We start from the raw sequence: 18,823 nt of genomic DNA, 5'->3' as shown, positions 1-18,823 counted from the left end.
TCAGGTCCCCTCCGGGCGATGCCGGTCCCGGAGAAGGCCGGCGCCGCGCCCGGCCACCAGCCAGTAGACCAGCCCGGCGCTGGCGCCGACAGCGAACAGGATCAGCGTCAGGCGCGCCTCGCCGGCGAGGAGGGCGGCGTCGCGGGCGCCTCCGCCGGACCGGAGCGCGCCGCGCGTCAGCCAGGGGAGGGCGGCGGTGAGCAGCCCGCAGCCGGCGCCGTACCACAGGACGCCGCGGCGCCCGAGGATCTCACCGCCGAGACCGATCAGGGCCGGGGGCACGAACAGCAGCGCGAACAGCGCCTTGGCGAGGCCGGCGAGAAACAGGGCGAGCCCCTCCGGCGGCAGCCCGGCCGAGAGGTCCGACAGGGCCATGTCGAGGCCGGCGAGCGCCCCGCCGGTCAGCCAGGCCTGCGCGTCCGGGTCGACGAGGAGCGCCAGGACGAGGACCGCGAGGCCCGCGGGGACGGCGAGCAGGAGGGCGAAGGCCCCGAAAATCAGGCGACCGAGGGCGTACATGCCGCGAGCCTCTACACCGGGCGCCCCCGCCCGTCGCGCGGAAGCCGCGCCCGACCCTCGCGGATCCGGCGCGGCCTCCGGGTTCTGGCGGCCCGGGCTCGGCGGCCGCGCTGGCCGTCAGCCGTGGGCCGGGGCGGCGCCGCCGGGATCGCCGTGCGTGTGCTTCTTCCGGAACCGGCCCAGCCAGATCGAGAAGTGGCGGATGACCACGTAGAAGACCGGCGTCAGGAACAGGCCGAAGAAGGTCGCGCCGATCATCCCGAAGAACACCGCGGTGCCGAGCGCCTGGCGCATCTCGGCGCCGGGGCCGGTGGCCACGACCAGCGGCAGGGTGCCGAGGATGAACGCGAAGGCGGTCATCAGGATCGGGCGCAGGCGGAGACGGCAGGCCTCCACCGCCGCCTCGACCGGGCCGCGGTGCTCCCGCTGCTCGATGTCGTGCGCGAACTCGACGATCAGGATCGCGTTCTTCGCCGCGAGGCCGATGAGCACGATCAGGCCGATCTGGGTCAGGATGTTGTTGTCCTGCCCCCGGAACTGCACGCCCGCCAGGGCGGCGAGCACGCCGGTCGGCACCACCAGCAGGATCGCGAGGGGCAGCGCCCAGGATTCGTACTGCGCGGCGAGCACGAGGAAGACCAGCAGCACGCCGAGGGCGAAGACCGCGCCGGCCGTGCCGCTCGCCGCCTTCTGCTGGTAGGCGATCTCGGTCCAGTCGTAGGAGTAGCCGTCGGGCAGCGCCTTCTTGGCGATCTCCTCCATGGCGTTGAGCGCCTGGCCGGTCGAGACGCCGGGCTTGGCCACGCCCTGCACCGGGACCGAGTAGTACAGGTTGAACCGCTGCACGATCTGCGGCCCGGTGACGTCCCGCACCGAGGCGAGCGTGCCCATCGGCACCAGCGCGCCGGTGGAGGAGCGTACCTTGATCTGCGAGATGTCCTGCACCGACGTGCGGAAGGCCGCGTCGCCCTGCAGGCGCACCTGGTAGATGCGGCCCAGGGTGTTGAAGTCGTTGACGTAGGTGCCGCCGAGATCCGCCTGGACCGACGAGAACACGTTGGCCAGCGGCACGTTCAGCATCCGCGCGATGGTGCGGTCGATGTCGAGGAAGAGCTGCGGCGTCGAGTTGTCGAAGGTCGTGAAGACGCGCTGGACGTCCGCGCTCTGGTTCGCCTGGGCGATGACCTCGCCGGCGGCGGCCATGAGCGGACCGATGTCCGACGATTGGCGGCTCTCGATCTGCATCTTGAAACCGCCGCCGTTGCCGAGACCGCGGACCGGCGGCGGCGGGATGACGATGACCCGCGCCTCCTGGATGTCGGACGTGGCCTTGAGCACCTCACCGGTGATCACGGCGGCGCTCCGCCCCTGCTCGGCGCGCTCCTTCGCCCCCTTGAGGGTCAGGAACATCACGCCGGCATTGGTCGTGTTCGTGAAGGTGGCGCCGTCGAAGCCCGCGATGATCACCGCGTTGGCCACGCCGTCGACCGTCCGGGCCTGCTTGGCGGCGCGCAGGCACACCTCCGTGGTGCGGTCGAGGGAGGAGCCGGAGGGGAGCTGGACGACGCCGATCAGGTAGCCCTGATCCTGGTCGGGGATGAAGCCCGTGGGCGTCGTCTGCGCCAGATGCAGCGTCCCGGCGATCACCGCCGCGTAGACCAGCAGCATCACGCCGAGGCCGACGATGCCGCCGGTCAGGACCCGGATCAACCGTCCATAGGCGTTCGACGTGGCGTCGAAGGCGCGGTTGAAGCCGTTCGCCAGCCAGTTCACGAACCGGGTCAGGAAGAACTTCGGCTCCTTGCGGGCGTGGTGGGGCACCAGCAGCAGCTTGCAGAGCGCCGGCGACAGGGTCAGCGAGTTGAAGGCCGAGATCAGGGTCGAGGCCGCGATGGTCAGCGCGAACTGCTTGTAGAACTGGCCCGAGATGCCCGGGATGAACGCCGTCGGCACGAACACCGCGGCGAGCACCAGCGCGATGGCGATGACCGCGCCGCCGACCTCGTCCATGGTCTTGTGCGCGGCGTCGCCCGGCGACAGGCCCTCGGCCATGTTGCGCTCGACGTTCTCCACCACCACGATCGCGTCGTCGACCACGATGCCGATGGCGAGCACCAGCCCGAACAGGGTCAGGTTGTTCAGCGAGAAGCCGAAGGCCGCCATCGCCGCGAAGGTGCCGATCAGCGAGACCGGGATCGCGATGACCGGGATCAGGGCCGTCCGCCAGCTCTGGAGGAAGACCAGCACCACGATGACGACGAGGCCGACCGCCTCGAACAGCGTCTTGTAGACCTCGTGGATCGATTCCTCGATGAACTCCGTCGGGTTGTAGGCGATGCGGTACTCGACGTCCGGCGGGAAGTTCTTCTTGACCTCCTCCATCACCTTCTTGACCGACGCCGCCGCGTCGAGGGCGTTGGTGCCCGGCCGCTGGAAGGCGCCGATGCCCACCGCGGGCGTGTCGTTGAGGAACGAGTTGGTCGTGTAGTCCTTCTGGCCCATCTCGACGCGGGCGATGTCCTTGACCCGGACGAGGCGCCCGTCCTGCGCCTTGATGATCACCTCGGCGAACTGCTCCGGCGTCTTGAACCGCGCCTGCGACTGCACGACGAGCTGGAACGCCTCGCCCTTGGCGGCCGGCGGACCGTTCAGCTGGCCGGCGGCCACCTGGACGTTCTGCTCCTGCAGGGCGGTCGTGACGTCGGTGACCGAGAGGCCGTAGGCGGCGAGCTTGTTGGGGTCGACCCAGACGCGCTCGGCGTACTCGTTACCGCCGAAGATCGTGATGTCGCCGACGCCGTCGAGGCGCAGCAGCTCGTCGCGGATGTTCAGGTAGATGTAGTTGGCGAGGTAGTTCTGGTCGTAGGTCTTGTTCGGGGAGAGCAGGTGCACGACCAGCATCAGGTCGGGCGAGGCCTTGCGGACCGTGACGCCGAGGTTGCGCACGTCCGGCGGCAGGCGCGGCTGCGCCACCGACAGCCGGTTCTGCACCAGCACGTTCGCGATATCGAGGTTGGTGCCGACCTTGAAGGTCACGGTCAGCAGCATGTTGCCGTCGTTGGTCGACAACGACGTCATGTAGAGCATGTTGTCGACGCCGTTGACCTCCTGCTCGATCGGCGTCGCGATCGTGGCGGCCACGGTCTCGGCGTTGGCGCCGGGATAGGAGGCGCGCACCGTCACGGTCGGCGGCACGATCTCGGGGTACTGCGAGACCGGCAGGCTCTCGTAGGCCACGAAGCCGAGGATCAGGAAGACGATCGACGTGACGGACGCGAAGATCGGTCTGTCGACGAAGAAGTGGGCGAAACGCATCGGTCAAACCTCTGAGGCCCGCCGGTCTCCCGGACGGGGCCCTGCGTCGTCGGTGCGGGGCGCGCCGCGGGGCGCGCACGAAGGCGTTCGTGTCGAGCCGCGCGGGCTCAGGTCTTGCTCGGCGGCAGCTCGATCGTCTCGGGGGTGACCTTCGCGCCCGGACGGACGCGGGACAGGCCGTTGACCACCACGGTCTCGTCGCCCTTCAGCCCCGACTGGATCACCCGGTAGCCGTCGACCTTCGGCCCGAGCACGACGTCCTTCTGCTGGATCACGTTCTCGGGTCCGACGATGTAGACGATGCGCTTGTCCTGGTTGGCGGACACCGCCTCGTCGGGCAGCAGGATGCCCTGGAACGGCTTGGTCGCCGGCATCGAGACGATGCCGAACAGGCCGGGCTTGATGAACATGTCGGGGTTCGGGACGGTCGCGCGCAGCAGGATCGTGCCGGTGGCGTTGTCGACGCGGTTGTCGACGAAGTCGAGGGTGCCCTTGCGGGTCGGCTTCGCCTCCCCGGACAGCGCGATCAGGATCGGCACGCCCTTGCCCTGCTGGGTCTGGCCCATGCCGATGCCGAGGCTGTTCTGGTATTTGAGGAACGACTTCTCATCGACCGTGTAGCTGAAATAGATCGGGTCGAGGGACACGATCGTCGTCAGCATGGTCTGGTCGGCACTGACGATGTTGCCCTCGGTCACCAGGCGGCGGCTGATGCGGCCGTTGATCGGCGCCTTCACCTCGCTGAAGTCGTAGTTCAGCTGGGCGTTGTTGAGGGCGGCCTGGGCGCTGTCGACGTCGGCCTGGGCGGTCTGCGAGGCCTGCCGCCGCTGGTCGGTGACCTGCTCGGAGATGTTACCGCTCCGGGACAGGGTCTGCGCGCGCTCCAGGTCCGTCTGCGAGAAGGACTGGCGCGCCTTGGCGGAGGCCAGGGCCGCCTGGGCCTGCTCCAGCGCCGCCTTGTAGGGGCGCCGGTCGATCACGAACAGGACGTCGCCCTTCTTCACCGTCTGGCCGTCGACGAAGTTGATCTTCTCGAGGTAGCCGGTAACCCGGGCGCGGACCTCCACGTACTCGATCGCGTCGAAGCGACCGGTATACTGATCCTGCTCGACGATCTGGCGCACCACGGGCTTGGCCACGGTGACCTTGGGCGGCGGGCCGCCCGGCGCCTGCGCGCGGGCGGGGGTCGCGAGGGGCCCTGCCGCGAGACCCGCGATCAGGCCTGACAAGACGGTGAGAAGGCTGGGAAGCCGGCTGCGCATCGGGTCCTGCTGTCCGTTGGCCGACCGTCCGGTCGCGCCGAGCTTGACGATTGTTCCGCCGCGGGTGCGCCGTAACCCGCGGTCGACGGTGTTGCTTGTGCGCGACCGCACATCACGGCCTCGCGAGCCGGATTGAAACGGTTGATCAGTCGACGGTCTCGCCAGCGCTGTACCAGTCCTTGAAGCCGCCCTTGTAATGTTCGGCGAGGTCGAGCCCGGCGTTCTGCGCGGCCATCAGCGCGTGGACGGAGCGGACGCCCGCGGCGCACGAGAAGACCGCCCGCCGGCCGTCCTCCGCCACGAGGGCCGCGACCGCCCGCGGATCGAAGCTCGAGAGCGGGTGCGAGACGGCGCCCGGGATGTGCCCGGCCGCGTATTCATGCGGTTCACGGACATCGATGATCAGCATCGAGCCGTCATCGAGCCCGCGCTTGACCGTCTCGCGATCGAGGTCGACCACCCGCATCGGCAGGATCTCCGTTCCGCCCGCTCTCGGCCAGGCTGGTTGACTGACGCTTTTCCTTATTCGTCAGACCTCGGCGGCGCAACGTGCGTCGTCGGCGCGCGACCGGCCGGCAGGCGGGCCGACCGTTGCCGGCCCGGCGCGGGCCGGCCCCCTCTCAGAGCGCCGCGAGGGTCGGCGCCACGGCGGCGAAATGCGCGGGCCAGTCCGGCGGCCGATACCCGTCGAGACGACCGGCCAGCTCGGACCGGAGGGGCGCGCCGGGCCGCGCGAGCGCCTCGATCGCCTCGATCCAGCCCGGACCGTCCAGGGGATCGCGGAACAGAGCGAAGCTGTCGGCGATCTCGCGATGGACCGCGATGTCGGAGGCGACGACCGGCAGCCCGGAGGCCGCGGCCTCGACGACGGGAATGCCGTACCCTTCGGTGAAAGACGGCATCAGCAGGGCGGTGCAGCTGCGCATGAGCGCCGCCAGACCGTGCGTGGACAATCCCGAGGCCTCGATGACGTGAGCGCGCACGCCGGGGCAGCGCTCCAGCATGTCGATGGCGCTCTCGGCCTCCCAGCCCCGGCGCCCGACCACGACGAGCCGGGGTGCCGCCGCCCCGTGGCGCTCGGCCAGGAGCCGCCAGATCTGGAACAGCAGCAGGTGGTTCTTGCGCGACTCGATGGTGCCGCAGATCAGGAAGGTCGGCCGGTCGGGCGTGAACCGGGGTCCGTCGCGCCCGAAGGCGGGCTCGACGCCGAGATGGCCCACGGCCACCGGCGGCCTTCCGAACCCCTCGGCGGCGAGGTGCGCGAGGGTGCGCCGGCCGGTATCCTCCGAATTCACCAGGATGGCGGAGGCGTGCCGCCCGATCGTGCGCAGGCGCGCCCGGTGGCGGTCGGCCTCGCCGGACCGGCCGTATTCCGGATGGGTGATCGGGATGAGGTCGTGGACGAAGAACGCCGCCCGGACGTCCCGGCGGGTATAGAGCCAGTCGAACCGCCGCGGGTCGTCGAGGCGCAGGTGCGAGGTGTGCAGGTAGAGCGCGTCCTGGGGCAGGACGGCGACCGACCGGCCGCGCAGCGCGATGTCGACGGTCTTGCGCGCCTGGATCCGGCGCCTCTCGGCGGACCCGGTCCGCGGCGCGGCGAGCGGCGACGGCGGGGCGGCGGGATCGCCGCACCGGGACGCGAGCCGCCGGTAGACCGGGTCCGACGCGGCGTCCCGGTCCTCGACCCAGCCGGCCGCCACCGCCTCGACGATCTCCAGCGCCTGCGCGCGATCGAGGATGCGCGGTCCGAACGCCGTGGCGACGACGCCGACGCCCGTCTCCGCCCGGCCGAGATAGGCGCGCGCGTAGGCGAGGTCGACGCGGTCGATGCCCGACGGGCTCGCGTGGCGCAGCCGCGTGACGAGGCGCGTGAGATCGAAGGCGATCGGTCGGTCCGTCATGATCCTCGGGCAATTGTCGGGGTGAGGCCTCCCCGTAGCGGGCCTGACCCGCGAGAGCCAGCATCTCCGCGCGGCCCGCGCGCGCCGGAGGGCTTGCGCGGGCGCGGCGCGGAGGCTAAGAGCCGCGAGCCCTAGCGGCGTCGGAGTGTAGCGCAGCCCGGTTAGCGCACTAGTCTGGGGGACTAGGGGTCGTGGGTTCGAATCCCGCCACTCCGACCATTAGAGCCTTCGGGCAACAAGGCTTCTCCATCAACGGCCGCCAGTCCGCCCGCAGGCCGAGGCGGAACGGACGGCGCACGGGGGAACCGCGGGGCGCCGGAACCGCCCATGGGGCGACCCTCGCTCTCCTCGCGGTCTGTGCACTGCTGGCCGCGGCGGGTAGCCGAAGCCCGTGGCCACGCATCCGACCGTCTCCGAGCCTCGCGCGGCCCCCGAGGCTTCCGATCAGGAGACCGGCGCCGCTCAGGGAGCGAGCCGCGCGCTGGCACGGCCGGAGGCCAACGGCTTGGCGAGTGGCGAGACCCACCGAGACGGGACGCTGGCGCGCACCCCGCTGAGAACGCTCCCCGCGGCTGCCAACGACCTACCCGGGTATGCGGAGCGGCATCGCCCCGCCCCGAAGGCGGACGGTCGGTGGAGGCGAAGCCTCACGCAGCGCGCCTGTCCAGATGCAGGTACCGGGGGTCGAACTCAGCAACCTCCATCAATTCCTCCCACGCCTCGATCACCAGCGTGCGGCTGCGGAGCGTGATCAGGGCTCGGCTGCGCAAACCCATGAGCACGCGGTTGATGTGGACGGGCGTGAGACCCAGCGCATCCGCCAGGTCCATCTGCGTGATCGGCATCGGGCAGCGGTAATCGCCGGCGAGCCCCACAGCCTGGAGCTTCAGGTACATCTCGCAGAACAGGTGTGCGATCCGCTCGTCGGCCGAACGGCGGCCCAAGCCGGTCATCCAGGCGCGGAAGATCGCCGCGTCGATCAAGGTATCGCGCCACAGGAGCGCGGCGAGATCCGGCAAGCGTGCGGTCAGAGCGCGCAGGCTCTCATGCGAGATGAAAGCGACGGTCGTGTGCTTCATCGTGGCGAGGCTGTGATCCATGGTCGGCAGGTGCAAGCTCTGCAGATCCGGGATATCGCCCGGAACGTGGAACGACAGGATCTGCCGCTTGCCCTGGTTGAGCAGCTTGTAGCGGCAGGCCCAGCCGTCGAGGATCAGGCAGCATTGCGAGGACGTGTCGCCGTCGCGCACGATGTCTTGGTGCGCGCCGAAGACCTGCGTCCTCACGGGCAAGCTCTGGATGGCCTCACGCTCGACCTCGGAGAGGGCGGTGATGCTTTCCAACTTGCGAATGAGAGCTGATGTCACTTGCCTATCGGGGGCTGACGGCATGTCGCTCCACCTTCGCCTTGCAGGTGGAAGCGCACGGCTCTCCCAGTCGCCGACACCTGTCGCGAGTCAGCCGACGATGCCCATCATCTTAAACATGCTATAACAGGATTTCATGACGTACATCAATTTGTGTGAGAATATATATTCCCATTGTCCTCGGAACCACGCCGGATTTCGTCCGTTTTCACCGTCGCCCAATATCGCGTGGTTCGCGCGAAATCGCTCTCTGGCTCAATGTTTCCGGCGAGATTTCGGCGGCCCGCGCGGCGAATGCACGCGTTCCTCGTTCGCCGGTGCGCGGAAGAGACTTCATTCTCCCGCGCCCGATGAGTGTCGCAGGCGGATCGGATCGCGACGGCCGCTCCGATGCATGCTCCACTCGCAGCGGGCAGACCGCTCCCCACAACGAGCGGTCATTCCGCACGCGACCCAGCCCGGTCGCCCGAACCGCTCGGGCCCTCCCGAGCGCGGTCCATCGCCGATGAAGCTGCAGGGTCGTCGTCTTGACATGCGTGCCCTGGAGACCGCCGTCGGCAACGGCACGAAATTTCACGTGGAAGCACCGATGCCCCTCAACGCTGTCGACCTCGCGAAGCAGCTCATCCGGTTCCGGTCGATCAATCCTCCGGGTGAGGAGAAGGAATGTTCCGAGTTCATCGCTCGCCTGCTGACCGGATACGGGTTCGATGTCGCCAGCTTCGAATTCGCCAGGGATCGGCCAACGCTGGTCGCGCGCATGCCTGGGACGGCCAACGGCAAGCCGCTCTGCTTCACTGGGCACATAGACGTCGTGCCACTCGGGTCGAACGAGTGGCAATTCCCACCCTTCGACGGGATCGTGCAGGATGGCCGGCTGTACGGCCGCGGCGCCAGCGACATGAAGGCGGGCGTGGCCGCGTTCGTGGCGGCTGCGTGCAACTTGATCGAGGACGGGCGCAGCTTTCACCGCGGTATCACGCTCGTGATCACCGCCGGAGAGGAGACCGGATGCGAGGGCGCATTCCACGTCGCCCGCGAGAAGGGTCTCGGGCCCGCCGAACTCCTGATCGTGGCAGAGCCGACGTCGAATGCCGCCCTCTTCGCCCATAAGGGCTCTCTCCGCGTCGTCGTGACCGCGCGCGGGCGGACGGCGCATTCCTCGATGCCGCACGAGGGCGAGAACGCGATCAGCAAGGTCGCGGAGTGGATCCGGAGGCTCGAAGGCTACGATTTCGGCGCCCGTCATCCACTGCTGGGCTGCGCCACGGCCTGCGTCACCACCGTCCGCGGTGGAGAGAATATCAACTCCGTCCCTGACTGCGCCGAGTTCACCGTGGATATCCGGACCCTCCCGGATCAGAGACACGCGGCGCTCGTCGCCGAACTCGGCCGCCTCTTCGGACCCGAGGCCGAGATCCGGATCGTCACGAGCTTCCCGGGCTTCGCGACCGAGCCGGACGATCCGTCCGCTGCCCCGCTCCTGGCGCTGCTGCGAGAGCGGACGGGGGCCGCGGCGGAACCGGCCGGGGCACCCTACTTCACCGATGCGTCGGCTCTCGTGCCGGCTTTTGACGGTGTCGCCACGCTGATCGTCGGCCCCGGCGAGGCGGCGCAGTGCCACAAAACGGATGAGTACTGCCTCGTGGAACGGATCGAGGAGGCGCAGGCCATCTACAGAGACTTGATGCTCCGCATGTGCTGCGGCCGCGCCGAGTGAGGCCCAGCGACAGGCGCCGTTCCCCCCTTCGGAATCGTGACCCGGGGAGTCCGCGGTTCGGATGCCGCCGCGCCGACCGCTCCTCGTCCGCGACAAGCGATCGGCCGCACGGGCCCGGACGAGCGCCATCCGGATCTTGGCGCCGTCCGGGCCGGCCGGACCGTGCCGACCCGAGATCGAACCGGCCGCGAACCGACAGATCTCGGACGTCCGTCGTAGGGCCGGTGGCCGCCGACCTACGCGCGCCCGAAGTGACGGAGCACGAGGGGCTCGGTCCGGGCCAGCCTGACGCCGCGCGGCCGCGAGCGGGCGCCCCGTCCAGTGAAGAGGGCCAGGCCGACGAGGCCGACCGATCCGGTCAGCGCCACGGCCACGCACCACCAGAACGCGACATCAAGCATGACTGTTCAGGGGCTCCGGTTGAAGCTGGAACTCTCGGACAGCACGGTAAACGGAGCGTTAAACGCCTGTTCGACCGAAGTGCGCCACCGTTTTCGGCGACCGCGCCGTGTACAATCCATCCGGGCGCGCCGCATTCGGGCACCCGAACCGGCCAGTGACCGCTCCGAAAGTCGATCCGACGCCCAGTCGATGAGGGTCGGGAACGGAACCCTGCCGCTGCGTGGTGACCGAGGCCGCCCTGGAGGCCGGCGAGCGAGTCTACTCCGAGGAGCCGCTCGCCATGGAGTACGCCCGGACCGGAGCGCCGGCGGAACGCGCCGAGGCGAGGGGCCTCTCGCCGAGCGGCGCAGCCGCGAGCATGCTCGGCGAGGCGCGCGACCGTGGAGGCCGTCGCGTCCGGCGAGATCGGGTCGGTCCGGCCCGTCTCGGATTCGTGGGCCAGCCGGGGCCCGGTCCTTCTCCGGTCGCCGAGCGCCGCCACACCGACGCGGCGGGCCGCTAGCGCGCCGCCGGGCTGAGGGTCAGGGTTCCGCGGAATGGCTGGGACCTGTCGTTCACGCTCGTGCAGCCGTAGGGATACTGGCCGGCCGCGATCGTCCGCACGCGGATCTCGCCCTGGCCGTTCTGCTTGACCGTGTAGCCGTCGTTGCTGGCCACGTGCACGACGTCGCCGTCGTGGTGGAGCACGTTCTTGTTCTCGAAGATCTGGGGCGCGGTCAGGACGATCTGACTCGTGGACTTGTTCTGCACCCGGATGCTGACATCCGACTCGGCGGGCAGACGCAGCTCGGCGGGCGCGCATGTCGCGGCTCCGTTCTCCGTGGTCATCGTCAGGTCGACGGAGGGCATCGCCTCGGCCGCACGGGCGCCATCGGCGAGAGAGCCGGTCAGCGAGCCGACGCCCAACCCGGCCGCGACGGCCGCCGCCATGCGCCAAGCCGGACGTGCGGCCCCGAGCCGGAAACCGGATTCAGACATCATACGTGGTCTTCCCGCCGTGTCGTTGTGAGGAGTGACACTGGCTCAACCACACGGAGCAAGTCGCAGTTCAAACGGGCCGGGGACCGAATGACGGCCCGGAGGCCATCAGCGCGCCGCGCCTGCCGCCTTGGCGGAAGGGAGCTTGCGCAGGATCCGCGCGATATGCGCCCGCAGGGCTGACCTCTCAGTCACCGGCTCGGCCTGCCCGGCAGAGGCGGTCGGCTCCTGGAAGGTCGCGAGAAGATCGGTCATCGACGCCGGCGCTGTGATGGGAAGCCGACCGTACCGCAGGGCTTGGCCGTTGAATACATCATTTCATAGATTTTCACGATCGGAACACAAAGTGTTTGGACCTACGATAACCGCAGTATCCTGGCGACAATAGCGACCGCGCCTTGCCGGCGTCGACATTCCCGCTCACGGCGCGCGGCGCCGCTGTCTTGCGAAGAAGCGGCGGGCGGAATTCCTCGACGCGGTGCGCGGCTTCACACATCCGTGGCTGCGCGCGACGATCATCCACGATGTCGGTACTTTACATCGCGACGCCCGATCTCCGCCGAGTCGTCCTGTAGAGCGGCTGACTGGCCTCGCGCCTGGGCGAAAACCGGTGGAACGGTCGCGATGAATTGTGCGCCGCGTGACAGACACCGCCCGCCATTGCGGTTTCGATGACCGTGGGCGTACAACCAACAGCCAAGCCATGCGCCCGGTGCAACTAGGACTTGCGCAACTTATTGGTGCACTAAGCAGTTTTTGGTTGTGTTTTTTACCGCGACACCCGGTAAGTCGCCCCCGTCCCGCATGCCGAAGGTTTCCGTCCGATGTCGTCCTCCCCGAAGCCCAAGTCCGCCACCGAGACCGATCGCACGATCGGCGGCCGTATCGCGGCGCTGCGCGTGGCACAGGGCCTGAGCCAGACCGACCTCGGTCAGGCCATCGGCGTCAGCTTCCAGCAGGTTCAGAAGTACGAGAAGGGGCGCAACCGCATCGGCGCCGGGCGGCTTCAGGCCATCGCCGACCTGCTGAAGGTGCCGGTGGACACCTTCTTCGCCGATCCGCGGGACACCGGCGGCGGACGCGTCGGGCCCGCAGCCCTGTTCGAGGATCCGAAGGTCATGGAACTCGTTCTGGCCTTCACCAGCATCACCGACGAGACGACCCGCGGCGGGATCCTGTCGATCGTCAAGGCGGCCGCAGCCCTCCAGGAGAGCCGCGCAGGCGCGCAACGTCCGAATGCCGTCGGCGAGGCGTGACGGCGCCGGTCCGGTGCCGGATCGCCGAGGGTGTGACCAGAGCTTGTGCGGCAAATTCCCGCGCGGTGGGACACCTGCGCGTGATCGAGCCGCGCGCGCCGGAGAGTGGTGCAGGCTTTAATTCAAATTAAACCAAGACAAAGTCACGTAACGATGTAGATAGGCGCCCGCGTCCGGAGGCTGTTTTACAGCGCATGAGCGGACAGCATGTTTCGCGCTGACGCTGGAAACCGGGTCCTGACCATGCCGATCGAGACGTCGAAAGCTTGGGGCCGTGGCGAGCTGTACGAGACCCTGTGCCTGCTCGTGATCGGCGTCGGGATCTGGTTCGTCGGCGTCACGCTGGGGACGTTCGCGTATCTCAACACCCTGGTCGCCACCTACAACCTCACGGATCTCCTCCTGCTCGCCGCCTGCATGGGCGTGGCGCAGTGGGGCGCCAGCATCCGCAAGTCGATTATCCTCCGGCGGCTCATGCTCGAGCGCGCCGCCGCNGCGGCGGCGCAGGCCGAGGCGATCGCCCGGCACGACGGGCTGACCGGTCTGGCGAACCGCCGCCGCTTCATCGACGCCGTGGAGCGGGCGCACGCGTCGGGCGCCGGGGACGCGGCGGTGCTGCTCATCGACCTCGACCGGTTCAAGCCGGTCAACGACCTCTACGGCCACGCGGCCGGGAACGCGGTCCTGTGCGCCGTGGCCGAGCGCCTCCAGCAGCTCGTGCCGTCGGGCGGCCTGGCGGCCCGGCTGGGCGGCGACGAGTTCGCCATGCTGGTCCCGCTCCGCTACGAAAGCGAGGCGCTGAGGCGTCTCGCCCAGGCGGTCATCGGGCGCATCGCCGAGCCGGTGACGTGGAGCCAGAACGACCTCAAGGTCGGCGCGACGGTCGGCGTCGCCGCGGTGTCGGCCGAGCACGGGGATGCCGACGCGATCCTGCACGCGGCCGACCTCGCCATGTATCAGGGCAAGAAGGACGGGCGCGGCAATTTCCGGTTCTTCCGCAGCGCCATGGACGCGGAGCTGCGCGCCCGCGCCCGCATGGAGACGGAACTCCGCGGCGCCATCGAGACGGGCGCGATCGAGCCCTTCTACCAGCCGGTGGTGTCGCTCCCCGAGCGGGAGATCGTCGGCGTCGAGGTGCTGGCGCGCTGGCGCCACCCGTCGCGCGGGCTGGTCGGACCGAGCGAGTTCATCCCGGTGGCCGAGGAGACCGGGATGATCGCGGATCTCAGCTACACGCTGATCCGCCGCGCGTGCCTGGATGCCCGCGCCTGGCCGCCCCACCTGATCCTGGCGGTGAACATCGCCCCGCAGCAGTTCCAGGACGCGTGGCTCGCCCAGCGCATCCTGGGGATCCTGACCGAGACCGGCTTCCCGCCGCAGCGCCTGGAGGTCGAGATCACCGAGAGTGCCCTGATCCAGGACCTGGAGGCGACCCGGACGACCCTGCTGTCCCTGCGCGAACTCGGCGTGCGCATCGCGCTGGACGATTTCGGAACCGGCTATTCCAGCCTGTACCACCTGCGCGAACTCAAGTTCGACAAGCTGAAGATCGACCGCAGCTACGTGGACGCCATCACGATGAGCGACGAGCGGGCGAAGCTGGTCGACGCCATCATCAAGCTCGGGGCGAGCCTCGGCCTCTCCACCACCGCCGAGGGGATCGAGACCGACGCCAGCCTCGACTGGCTGTCCGACCAGGGCTGCCATTTCGGCCAGGGCTACCTGTTCGGCCACGCCATGCCGAAGGCCGAGATGGACGACGTGCTCGCCGCCGCGCGATCCCCGGCCCCGGCCCCGTTCCCGGATCTGGCGCGGGCCTCGTAAGGCGTGGGACGCCGCCCGCGCGGCGTCGCGCGGGTCAGCGCGGCGCCCGGTAGGCGGAGCCGTCGGCGGCCCCGAGCGGGTGCTCCACGAACCGGCCCGTCTCCGGGACCGCGACCCGGTCGAAATCCTCCGCCAGGGCGTCGAGGGCGCGGCGCATCTCGGGCCCCTTCAGCGGCCGGCCGTGCCCGGTGATGACCCGCTCCGGAGCGAGCGCTGCGAGCGCCCGCACCGACGCGCGCGCCGCCGGCCAGTCGATCGTCAGGTACATCGGCGGCCCGTGCAGTTCCGGCGCCTGCGTGGCGACCGCGTAGGCGGATTCCTGCGCCGTGGTGATGAAGGCGTCGCCCGCGATCAGCGTCCGGTCGGACTCGCGCCAGAGCGAGACGTGGCCGGGCGCGTGGCCCGGCGTGTGGATCCAGCGCCAGCCGGGCAGGGGCGGCACCGAACCGTCCTCCGGCAGGTGGTGCAGCCGCCCGGACACGTCGACGGGGCGGGTGGGGAACAGCGGCGACAGGCGGCCCAGGAGGCCGCCGCCGACGCTCGGATCCGGCGTCGGGTAGGCGGCGCTGCCGTCGAGATAGGGCCGCTCCAGGAGGTGCGCGTAGACCGGGACATCCCATTCCCCCGCGAGGTCTTCCAGGACGCCGACATGGTCGAAATGGCCGTGGGTCAGGACGATCGCGGCCGGCCGGGCCCCCGCGCCGAAGCGGGCCCGGGCGGCGGCCTGGATCCCGCGCTTGGCGCCCATCACGCCGGCATCGATCAGGACCCAGCCCCGGTCGCCCGCGCCGGGGGTCCCCACGAACACGACGTTGACCAGGACGTGGCGCTGGTAGGCGACGTCGTCGGCGATGGCGTGGGTCGCGTCGTCCCGCTCGGCGTCGCGGCGGGGATCGTCGGCCCGGGCCTGCGGGTCGACGGGGATCTGCTGGGCCATCTGGGGCGGCTCCCGTACACGGTCGCGGAAGGGACGGTCGGGCGCGCGGCCCGGCCGGGGCCCGCCGGGATCGACCGATCCCGGCGGGCCCCGGGCGTCCCGGCACCGGATGGCGCGACCGCCCGTATCCTGGCCAACCGGCCTCGCCCGGGCGTGTTCCTGGCGCCGTTCCCGGCTCGGTGCCCGGCTCGGTGCCCGGCCCCGCACGGCGCGCCGGGCCTCACGCCGGTCGACACGGACCCCATATTGGCCGCATCGATACCGTCCGCTTCGACGCGCCGTCGCAGGTCACAGCATGGCACCGAGCCCTCTCGCCCTCATCGCCTCCGCCGCCCTCATCGCCGTGGTCGCCACCGGCACCGGGGCGATCGTCCTCCAGCAGGGCTCGCGGTTCAGCCATCCCCGGAAGGTCGGCGGGCCGTTCACGATGGCGGATGTCAACGGCCGCCCGGTGACCGAGGCCGATCTCCGCGGCAAGCCGTCCGTCCTGTTCTTCGGCTTCACCCACTGCCCGGATGTCTGCCCGACGACGCTCGCGACCCTGTCGGCCGCCCTCGGCCGGATGGGCCGCGACGCGGACCGCCTCAACGTCGTCTTCGTCACCCTCGACCCGGAGCGCGACACGCCCGACGCCCTGCGGGAGTACCTGGCCTCGTTCGATCCGCGGATCCGCGGCCTCGTCGGCACGCCGCAGCAGGTCGCCCGCATGGCCGACGCCTACCACGTCGCCTACAAGCGCGTGCCGACCAAGGACGGCGACTACACGATGGAGCATTCCGCCACCGTGGCGCTGTTCGACAGGACCGGGCGCATGGTCGGCGAGATCGGCTACGGCGAGGACGAGGCCAGCACCTTCGCGAAGCTGATCACCCTGGCTCTGCCGGGGCAGTGCCCGCCGGGAGGCGGTGCCAACCTCTGGACGACCGACGGCAGCACCGGCAGCTGCGGTCCGCGGAGCTGAGCCGCGGGCCGGGAAATTGCGCCGCCGCGCCGGCGTGGCTAGAGGGCGGCGCGGGTCGCGAGGCCCGGCCGCATCGGGGGGTTCCAGCTTGATCACGCGCCGCGTCCTGACCGCCATCGGGCTCCTCGCCCTCGCGCCGTATCCCGGCCTCGCCCGGGCCGCCGGCGGCGGGCCGCGCCTGGCGCCGCCCGAGCCCATGGATCTCGACCGGCTGAAGGACCTCGCCCGGACGCTGCGGGACCGCCCCTACGCGCCGCCGCCGGAGGCCCCCGCCTCGGCGGCCCTCGACGCCCTGACCTACGGGCCGCTCCAGGAGATCCGCTACCCGCCGGGCCACGCCCTGTTCGCCGACAGCCCCTACCCGGTGACCTTCTTCCACCTCGGCAACTTCTTCCGTCACCCCGTGAAGGTCTACGCCCTGGAGGGCGGGCAGGCCCGCGAGGTGCTGTACGCCCACGACCTCTTCACCTACCCGCCCGGCAATCCGGCCAAGGACGTCCCGGACGGGGCGGGCTTCGCGGGATTCCGGTTCCAGAAGGCGCCCGCGGGCCAGCCGGGCGACGACGGCGACTGGCTGGCCTTCCTGGGCGCGTCCTACTTCCGCGCCGCCGGGGACGGTGCCCAGTACGGCGCCTCGGCCCGGGGCATCGCGATCGACACGGCGCCCGGGCCCGGGAAGACCGAGGAGTTCCCGGTCTTCACCCGCTTCTACGTCAGCCCGGCCTCGGACGGCGCCGTGACCGTGCTGGCGCTCCTCGAGGGCCGGAGCCTGACCGGCGCCTACCGGTTCGTCGCCCGGAAGGAGCCGCACGTCGTCATCGACGTCGCCTGCACGGTCTACATGCGCGAGGCGGTGGAGCGGTTCGGCATGGCGCCCCTGACCTCGATGCTCTGGTACTCGGAGGGCATGAGCCGCTTCCTCGCGAGCGACTGGCGTCCCGAGGTGCACGATTCCGACGGCCTGCTGATGCAGACCGGGTCCGGCGAGCTGATCTGGCGGCCGCTCAACAACCCGCCCCGCCTCAGCGTCAGCGCCTTCGCGGACCGGTCGCCGAAGGGGTTCGGCCTGCTCCAGCGCGACCGCGCGTACGAGACCTACATCGACGACGGCTTCGAGGAGAACCGGCCCGACATCTGGGTCGAGCCGCAGGGCGACTGGGGCCGCGGCAGCGTCCAGCTCGTCGAGATCCCGACCCACCAGGAGACCGACGACAACATCGTCGCCCTCTGGGTGCCGGACGACGCGCCGAAGGCCGGGTCCGACCGCAGCTTCGCCTACCGGCTGCGCTGGACCGTCGCGGAGCCGGTCGCCACCGATCTCGCCCGGTGCGTCGCGACCCGGGCCACCAAGGCCGCGTGGCTCGCGGATGCGGACCGGCGGCCGGGTCGCGCCAACCTCGTGCGGCAATTCGTCCTGGAATTCGAGGGCGCGGCCCTGTCGGGCCTCGATCCCGAGAAGGCGACGGTCGCGCTCACCCTGTCGCGCGGCAGCGTCGAGGAGGTCGGCGCCACCTGGGCGCCCTACGGCAAGCCGAGCCCCTGGCGGGTCTTCCTCAAGGTCTACGCCGAGGGACCGGATCCGGTGGAGATGCGTCTGCAGCTGAGATCGGGCGACCGGCTGCTCTCCGAGACCTGGGCCTACCAGTACTACCCGCAGGCACCCGGCACGGTGCTGTGAGCGGCGGGCGGCGGCGCCCGGCCGCCGGTCGCCCGAACAGGTCCGGCTCCCGCCCGCCTCGGAACGGCCCATCGTCGCATCGGAGACCGCCATGACCGGCGAGACACCGCCCGGCCCGCACCTCCCGGAGGCGCTGACGCGGCTCCTCAAGGCTCCCCGGGCGGCGATCTGGCCGACCCCGGAGGACCGGAACCGCCTGCGGCTCGGTCGGTCGCGGCCACGGCAGCCGAGCCGCGCCGTCCTGGGTGTGTGGATCTGGGCGATCCTCTACAACGTCGTCGGCTTCGCGATCCTCGCGGCCCTGTGGTGGACGATGCGCTGAACCGATGAGCCGACACGCCTTGATCTCCTGCCGAGCCCCCCTCGCGGCGACCCTCCTGCTCGGCCTCTCCGTGCAGCCCGGCGCGGCGCAGAGCCCGGGCGACGCGCTGAACGCCGATGACGGCACCGGTGCGATCAAGGTCTGCTCGCCGGTCGCGATGCCGCGCTGGCGGTCCATGACCCCGGTACCCAAGACCTGGACCTTCCTGGACTGCATGGGCTTCGCGGGCGAGATGGGCGCGACCCACTTCCAGCTCGGCTGCCTCTTCGCCAACGTCACGCCCCACGCCCAGAAATACGCCTGGGGCGCGATGGTGCAGATCGAGAAGTCGGCGATGGCCAAGGCGCAGCCGCCGATCCCGAACTGCGGCTGGTAGGGCCC

17 protein-coding genes and 1 tRNA gene are annotated in these 18,823 nt (G+C 70.5%); 8 read left to right on the top strand and 10 right to left on the bottom strand.

The window, feature by feature from the left end; translation table 11 throughout:
* The 5 genes from ACTJK8_RS24875 to ACTJK8_RS24855 form a co-directional block, all read right to left on the bottom strand.
* On the bottom strand, window positions 1-519 hold the full coding sequence (locus tag ACTJK8_RS24875) for a hypothetical protein (RefSeq protein WP_063110465.1): 519 nt from the start codon (window positions 517-519) through the stop codon (window positions 1-3).
* Window positions 520-636: 117 nt separating this feature from the next.
* Complete coding sequence (locus ACTJK8_RS24870; protein ID WP_012319405.1) at window positions 637-3,834, bottom strand: efflux RND transporter permease subunit; 3,198 nt, start codon at window positions 3,832-3,834, stop codon at window positions 637-639.
* A 107-nt stretch (window positions 3,835-3,941) separates the two neighbouring features.
* Window positions 3,942-5,096, bottom strand: a complete 1,155-nt coding sequence (locus tag ACTJK8_RS24865; protein ID WP_012319404.1) for an efflux RND transporter periplasmic adaptor subunit — start codon at window positions 5,094-5,096, stop codon at window positions 3,942-3,944.
* A gap of 145 nt (window positions 5,097-5,241) precedes the next feature.
* On the bottom strand, window positions 5,242-5,562 hold the full coding sequence (locus ACTJK8_RS24860; RefSeq protein ID WP_012319403.1) for a rhodanese-like domain-containing protein: 321 nt from the start codon (window positions 5,560-5,562) through the stop codon (window positions 5,242-5,244).
* Window positions 5,563-5,716: 154 nt separating this feature from the next.
* Window positions 5,717-6,997, bottom strand: coding sequence for a glycosyltransferase family 4 protein (locus tag ACTJK8_RS24855; protein WP_116656790.1), 1,281 nt, complete (start codon window positions 6,995-6,997; stop codon window positions 5,717-5,719).
* A 141-nt stretch (window positions 6,998-7,138) separates the two neighbouring features.
* On the opposite strand from ACTJK8_RS24855, the gene ACTJK8_RS24850 reads away from it, so the two are divergent.
* Window positions 7,139-7,216 (top strand) — tRNA-Pro (locus tag ACTJK8_RS24850).
* 428 nt (window positions 7,217-7,644) lie between these two features.
* Here the strand turns inward: ACTJK8_RS24850 and ACTJK8_RS24845 are convergent.
* On the bottom strand, window positions 7,645-8,388 hold the full coding sequence (locus tag ACTJK8_RS24845; RefSeq protein ID WP_024829971.1) for a Crp/Fnr family transcriptional regulator: 744 nt from the start codon (window positions 8,386-8,388) through the stop codon (window positions 7,645-7,647).
* Between the two features lie 481 nt (window positions 8,389-8,869).
* Here ACTJK8_RS24845 and ACTJK8_RS24840 point away from each other — a divergent pair, with 481 nt between their 5' ends.
* The gene (locus ACTJK8_RS24840; protein WP_440762680.1) at window positions 8,870-10,084 is read left to right on the top strand and encodes a M20 family metallopeptidase; all 1,215 of its coding nucleotides are present in this window, start codon (window positions 8,870-8,872) and stop codon (window positions 10,082-10,084) included.
* Between the two features lie 236 nt (window positions 10,085-10,320).
* Here ACTJK8_RS24840 and ACTJK8_RS24835 read toward each other — a convergent pair whose 3' ends face one another.
* The 3 genes from ACTJK8_RS24835 to ACTJK8_RS24825 all read right to left on the bottom strand — a co-directional run bounded on the left by ACTJK8_RS24835 (window position 10,321) and on the right by ACTJK8_RS24825 (window position 11,719).
* Window positions 10,321-10,485, bottom strand: a complete 165-nt coding sequence (locus ACTJK8_RS24835) for a hypothetical protein (RefSeq protein WP_012319399.1) — start codon at window positions 10,483-10,485, stop codon at window positions 10,321-10,323.
* A 499-nt stretch (window positions 10,486-10,984) separates the two neighbouring features.
* Window positions 10,985-11,467 (bottom strand): cupredoxin domain-containing protein, encoded by a 483-nt coding sequence (locus ACTJK8_RS24830; protein WP_234742051.1) that lies wholly within the window; start codon window positions 11,465-11,467, stop codon window positions 10,985-10,987.
* A gap of 105 nt (window positions 11,468-11,572) precedes the next feature.
* Window positions 11,573-11,719 carry a hypothetical protein gene (locus ACTJK8_RS24825; protein WP_158682005.1) on the bottom strand — a complete coding sequence of 49 codons (147 nt, stop codon included), beginning with the start codon at window positions 11,717-11,719 and terminating at the stop codon, window positions 11,573-11,575.
* Window positions 11,720-12,288: 569 nt separating this feature from the next.
* On the opposite strand from ACTJK8_RS24825, the gene ACTJK8_RS24820 reads away from it, so the two are divergent.
* On the top strand, window positions 12,289-12,720 hold the full coding sequence (locus ACTJK8_RS24820) for a helix-turn-helix domain-containing protein (protein ID WP_029359654.1): 432 nt from the start codon (window positions 12,289-12,291) through the stop codon (window positions 12,718-12,720).
* A gap of 243 nt (window positions 12,721-12,963) precedes the next feature.
* On the top strand, window positions 12,964-14,544 hold the full coding sequence (locus ACTJK8_RS24815; protein ID WP_440762683.1) for a putative bifunctional diguanylate cyclase/phosphodiesterase: 1,581 nt from the start codon (window positions 12,964-12,966) through the stop codon (window positions 14,542-14,544).
* A gap of 34 nt (window positions 14,545-14,578) precedes the next feature.
* Here the strand turns inward: ACTJK8_RS24815 and ACTJK8_RS24810 are convergent, their stop codons facing one another.
* The gene (locus ACTJK8_RS24810; protein ID WP_440762679.1) at window positions 14,579-15,481 is read right to left on the bottom strand and encodes an MBL fold metallo-hydrolase; all 903 of its coding nucleotides are present in this window, start codon (window positions 15,479-15,481) and stop codon (window positions 14,579-14,581) included.
* Between the two features lie 295 nt (window positions 15,482-15,776).
* On the opposite strand from ACTJK8_RS24810, the gene ACTJK8_RS24805 reads away from it, so the two are divergent.
* The 4 genes from ACTJK8_RS24805 (at window position 15,777) to ACTJK8_RS24790 (ending at window position 18,818) form a co-directional block, all read left to right on the top strand.
* Complete coding sequence (locus tag ACTJK8_RS24805) at window positions 15,777-16,442, top strand: SCO family protein (protein ID WP_127991041.1); 666 nt, start codon at window positions 15,777-15,779, stop codon at window positions 16,440-16,442.
* Between the two features lie 88 nt (window positions 16,443-16,530).
* The gene (locus tag ACTJK8_RS24800; RefSeq protein WP_012319393.1) at window positions 16,531-18,120 is read left to right on the top strand and encodes a glucan biosynthesis protein; all 1,590 of its coding nucleotides are present in this window, start codon (window positions 16,531-16,533) and stop codon (window positions 18,118-18,120) included.
* Window positions 18,121-18,211: 91 nt separating this feature from the next.
* Window positions 18,212-18,442 (top strand): hypothetical protein, encoded by a 231-nt coding sequence (locus ACTJK8_RS24795; RefSeq protein WP_012319392.1) that lies wholly within the window; start codon window positions 18,212-18,214, stop codon window positions 18,440-18,442.
* Window positions 18,443-18,446: 4 nt separating this feature from the next.
* On the top strand, window positions 18,447-18,818 hold the full coding sequence (locus tag ACTJK8_RS24790; protein ID WP_012319391.1) for a hypothetical protein: 372 nt from the start codon (window positions 18,447-18,449) through the stop codon (window positions 18,816-18,818).
* The last annotated feature ends 5 nt before the right edge of the window (window positions 18,819-18,823 follow it).

It is taken from the genome of Methylobacterium sp. 22177 (genome assembly GCF_052045615.1).
In the GTDB taxonomy this organism is placed as follows: Bacteria; Pseudomonadota; Alphaproteobacteria; order Rhizobiales; family Beijerinckiaceae; genus Methylobacterium; species Methylobacterium radiotolerans.
Note: the sequence above shows the minus strand (reverse complement) of the source record. Positions and strands in the feature narration are given on the sequence as shown.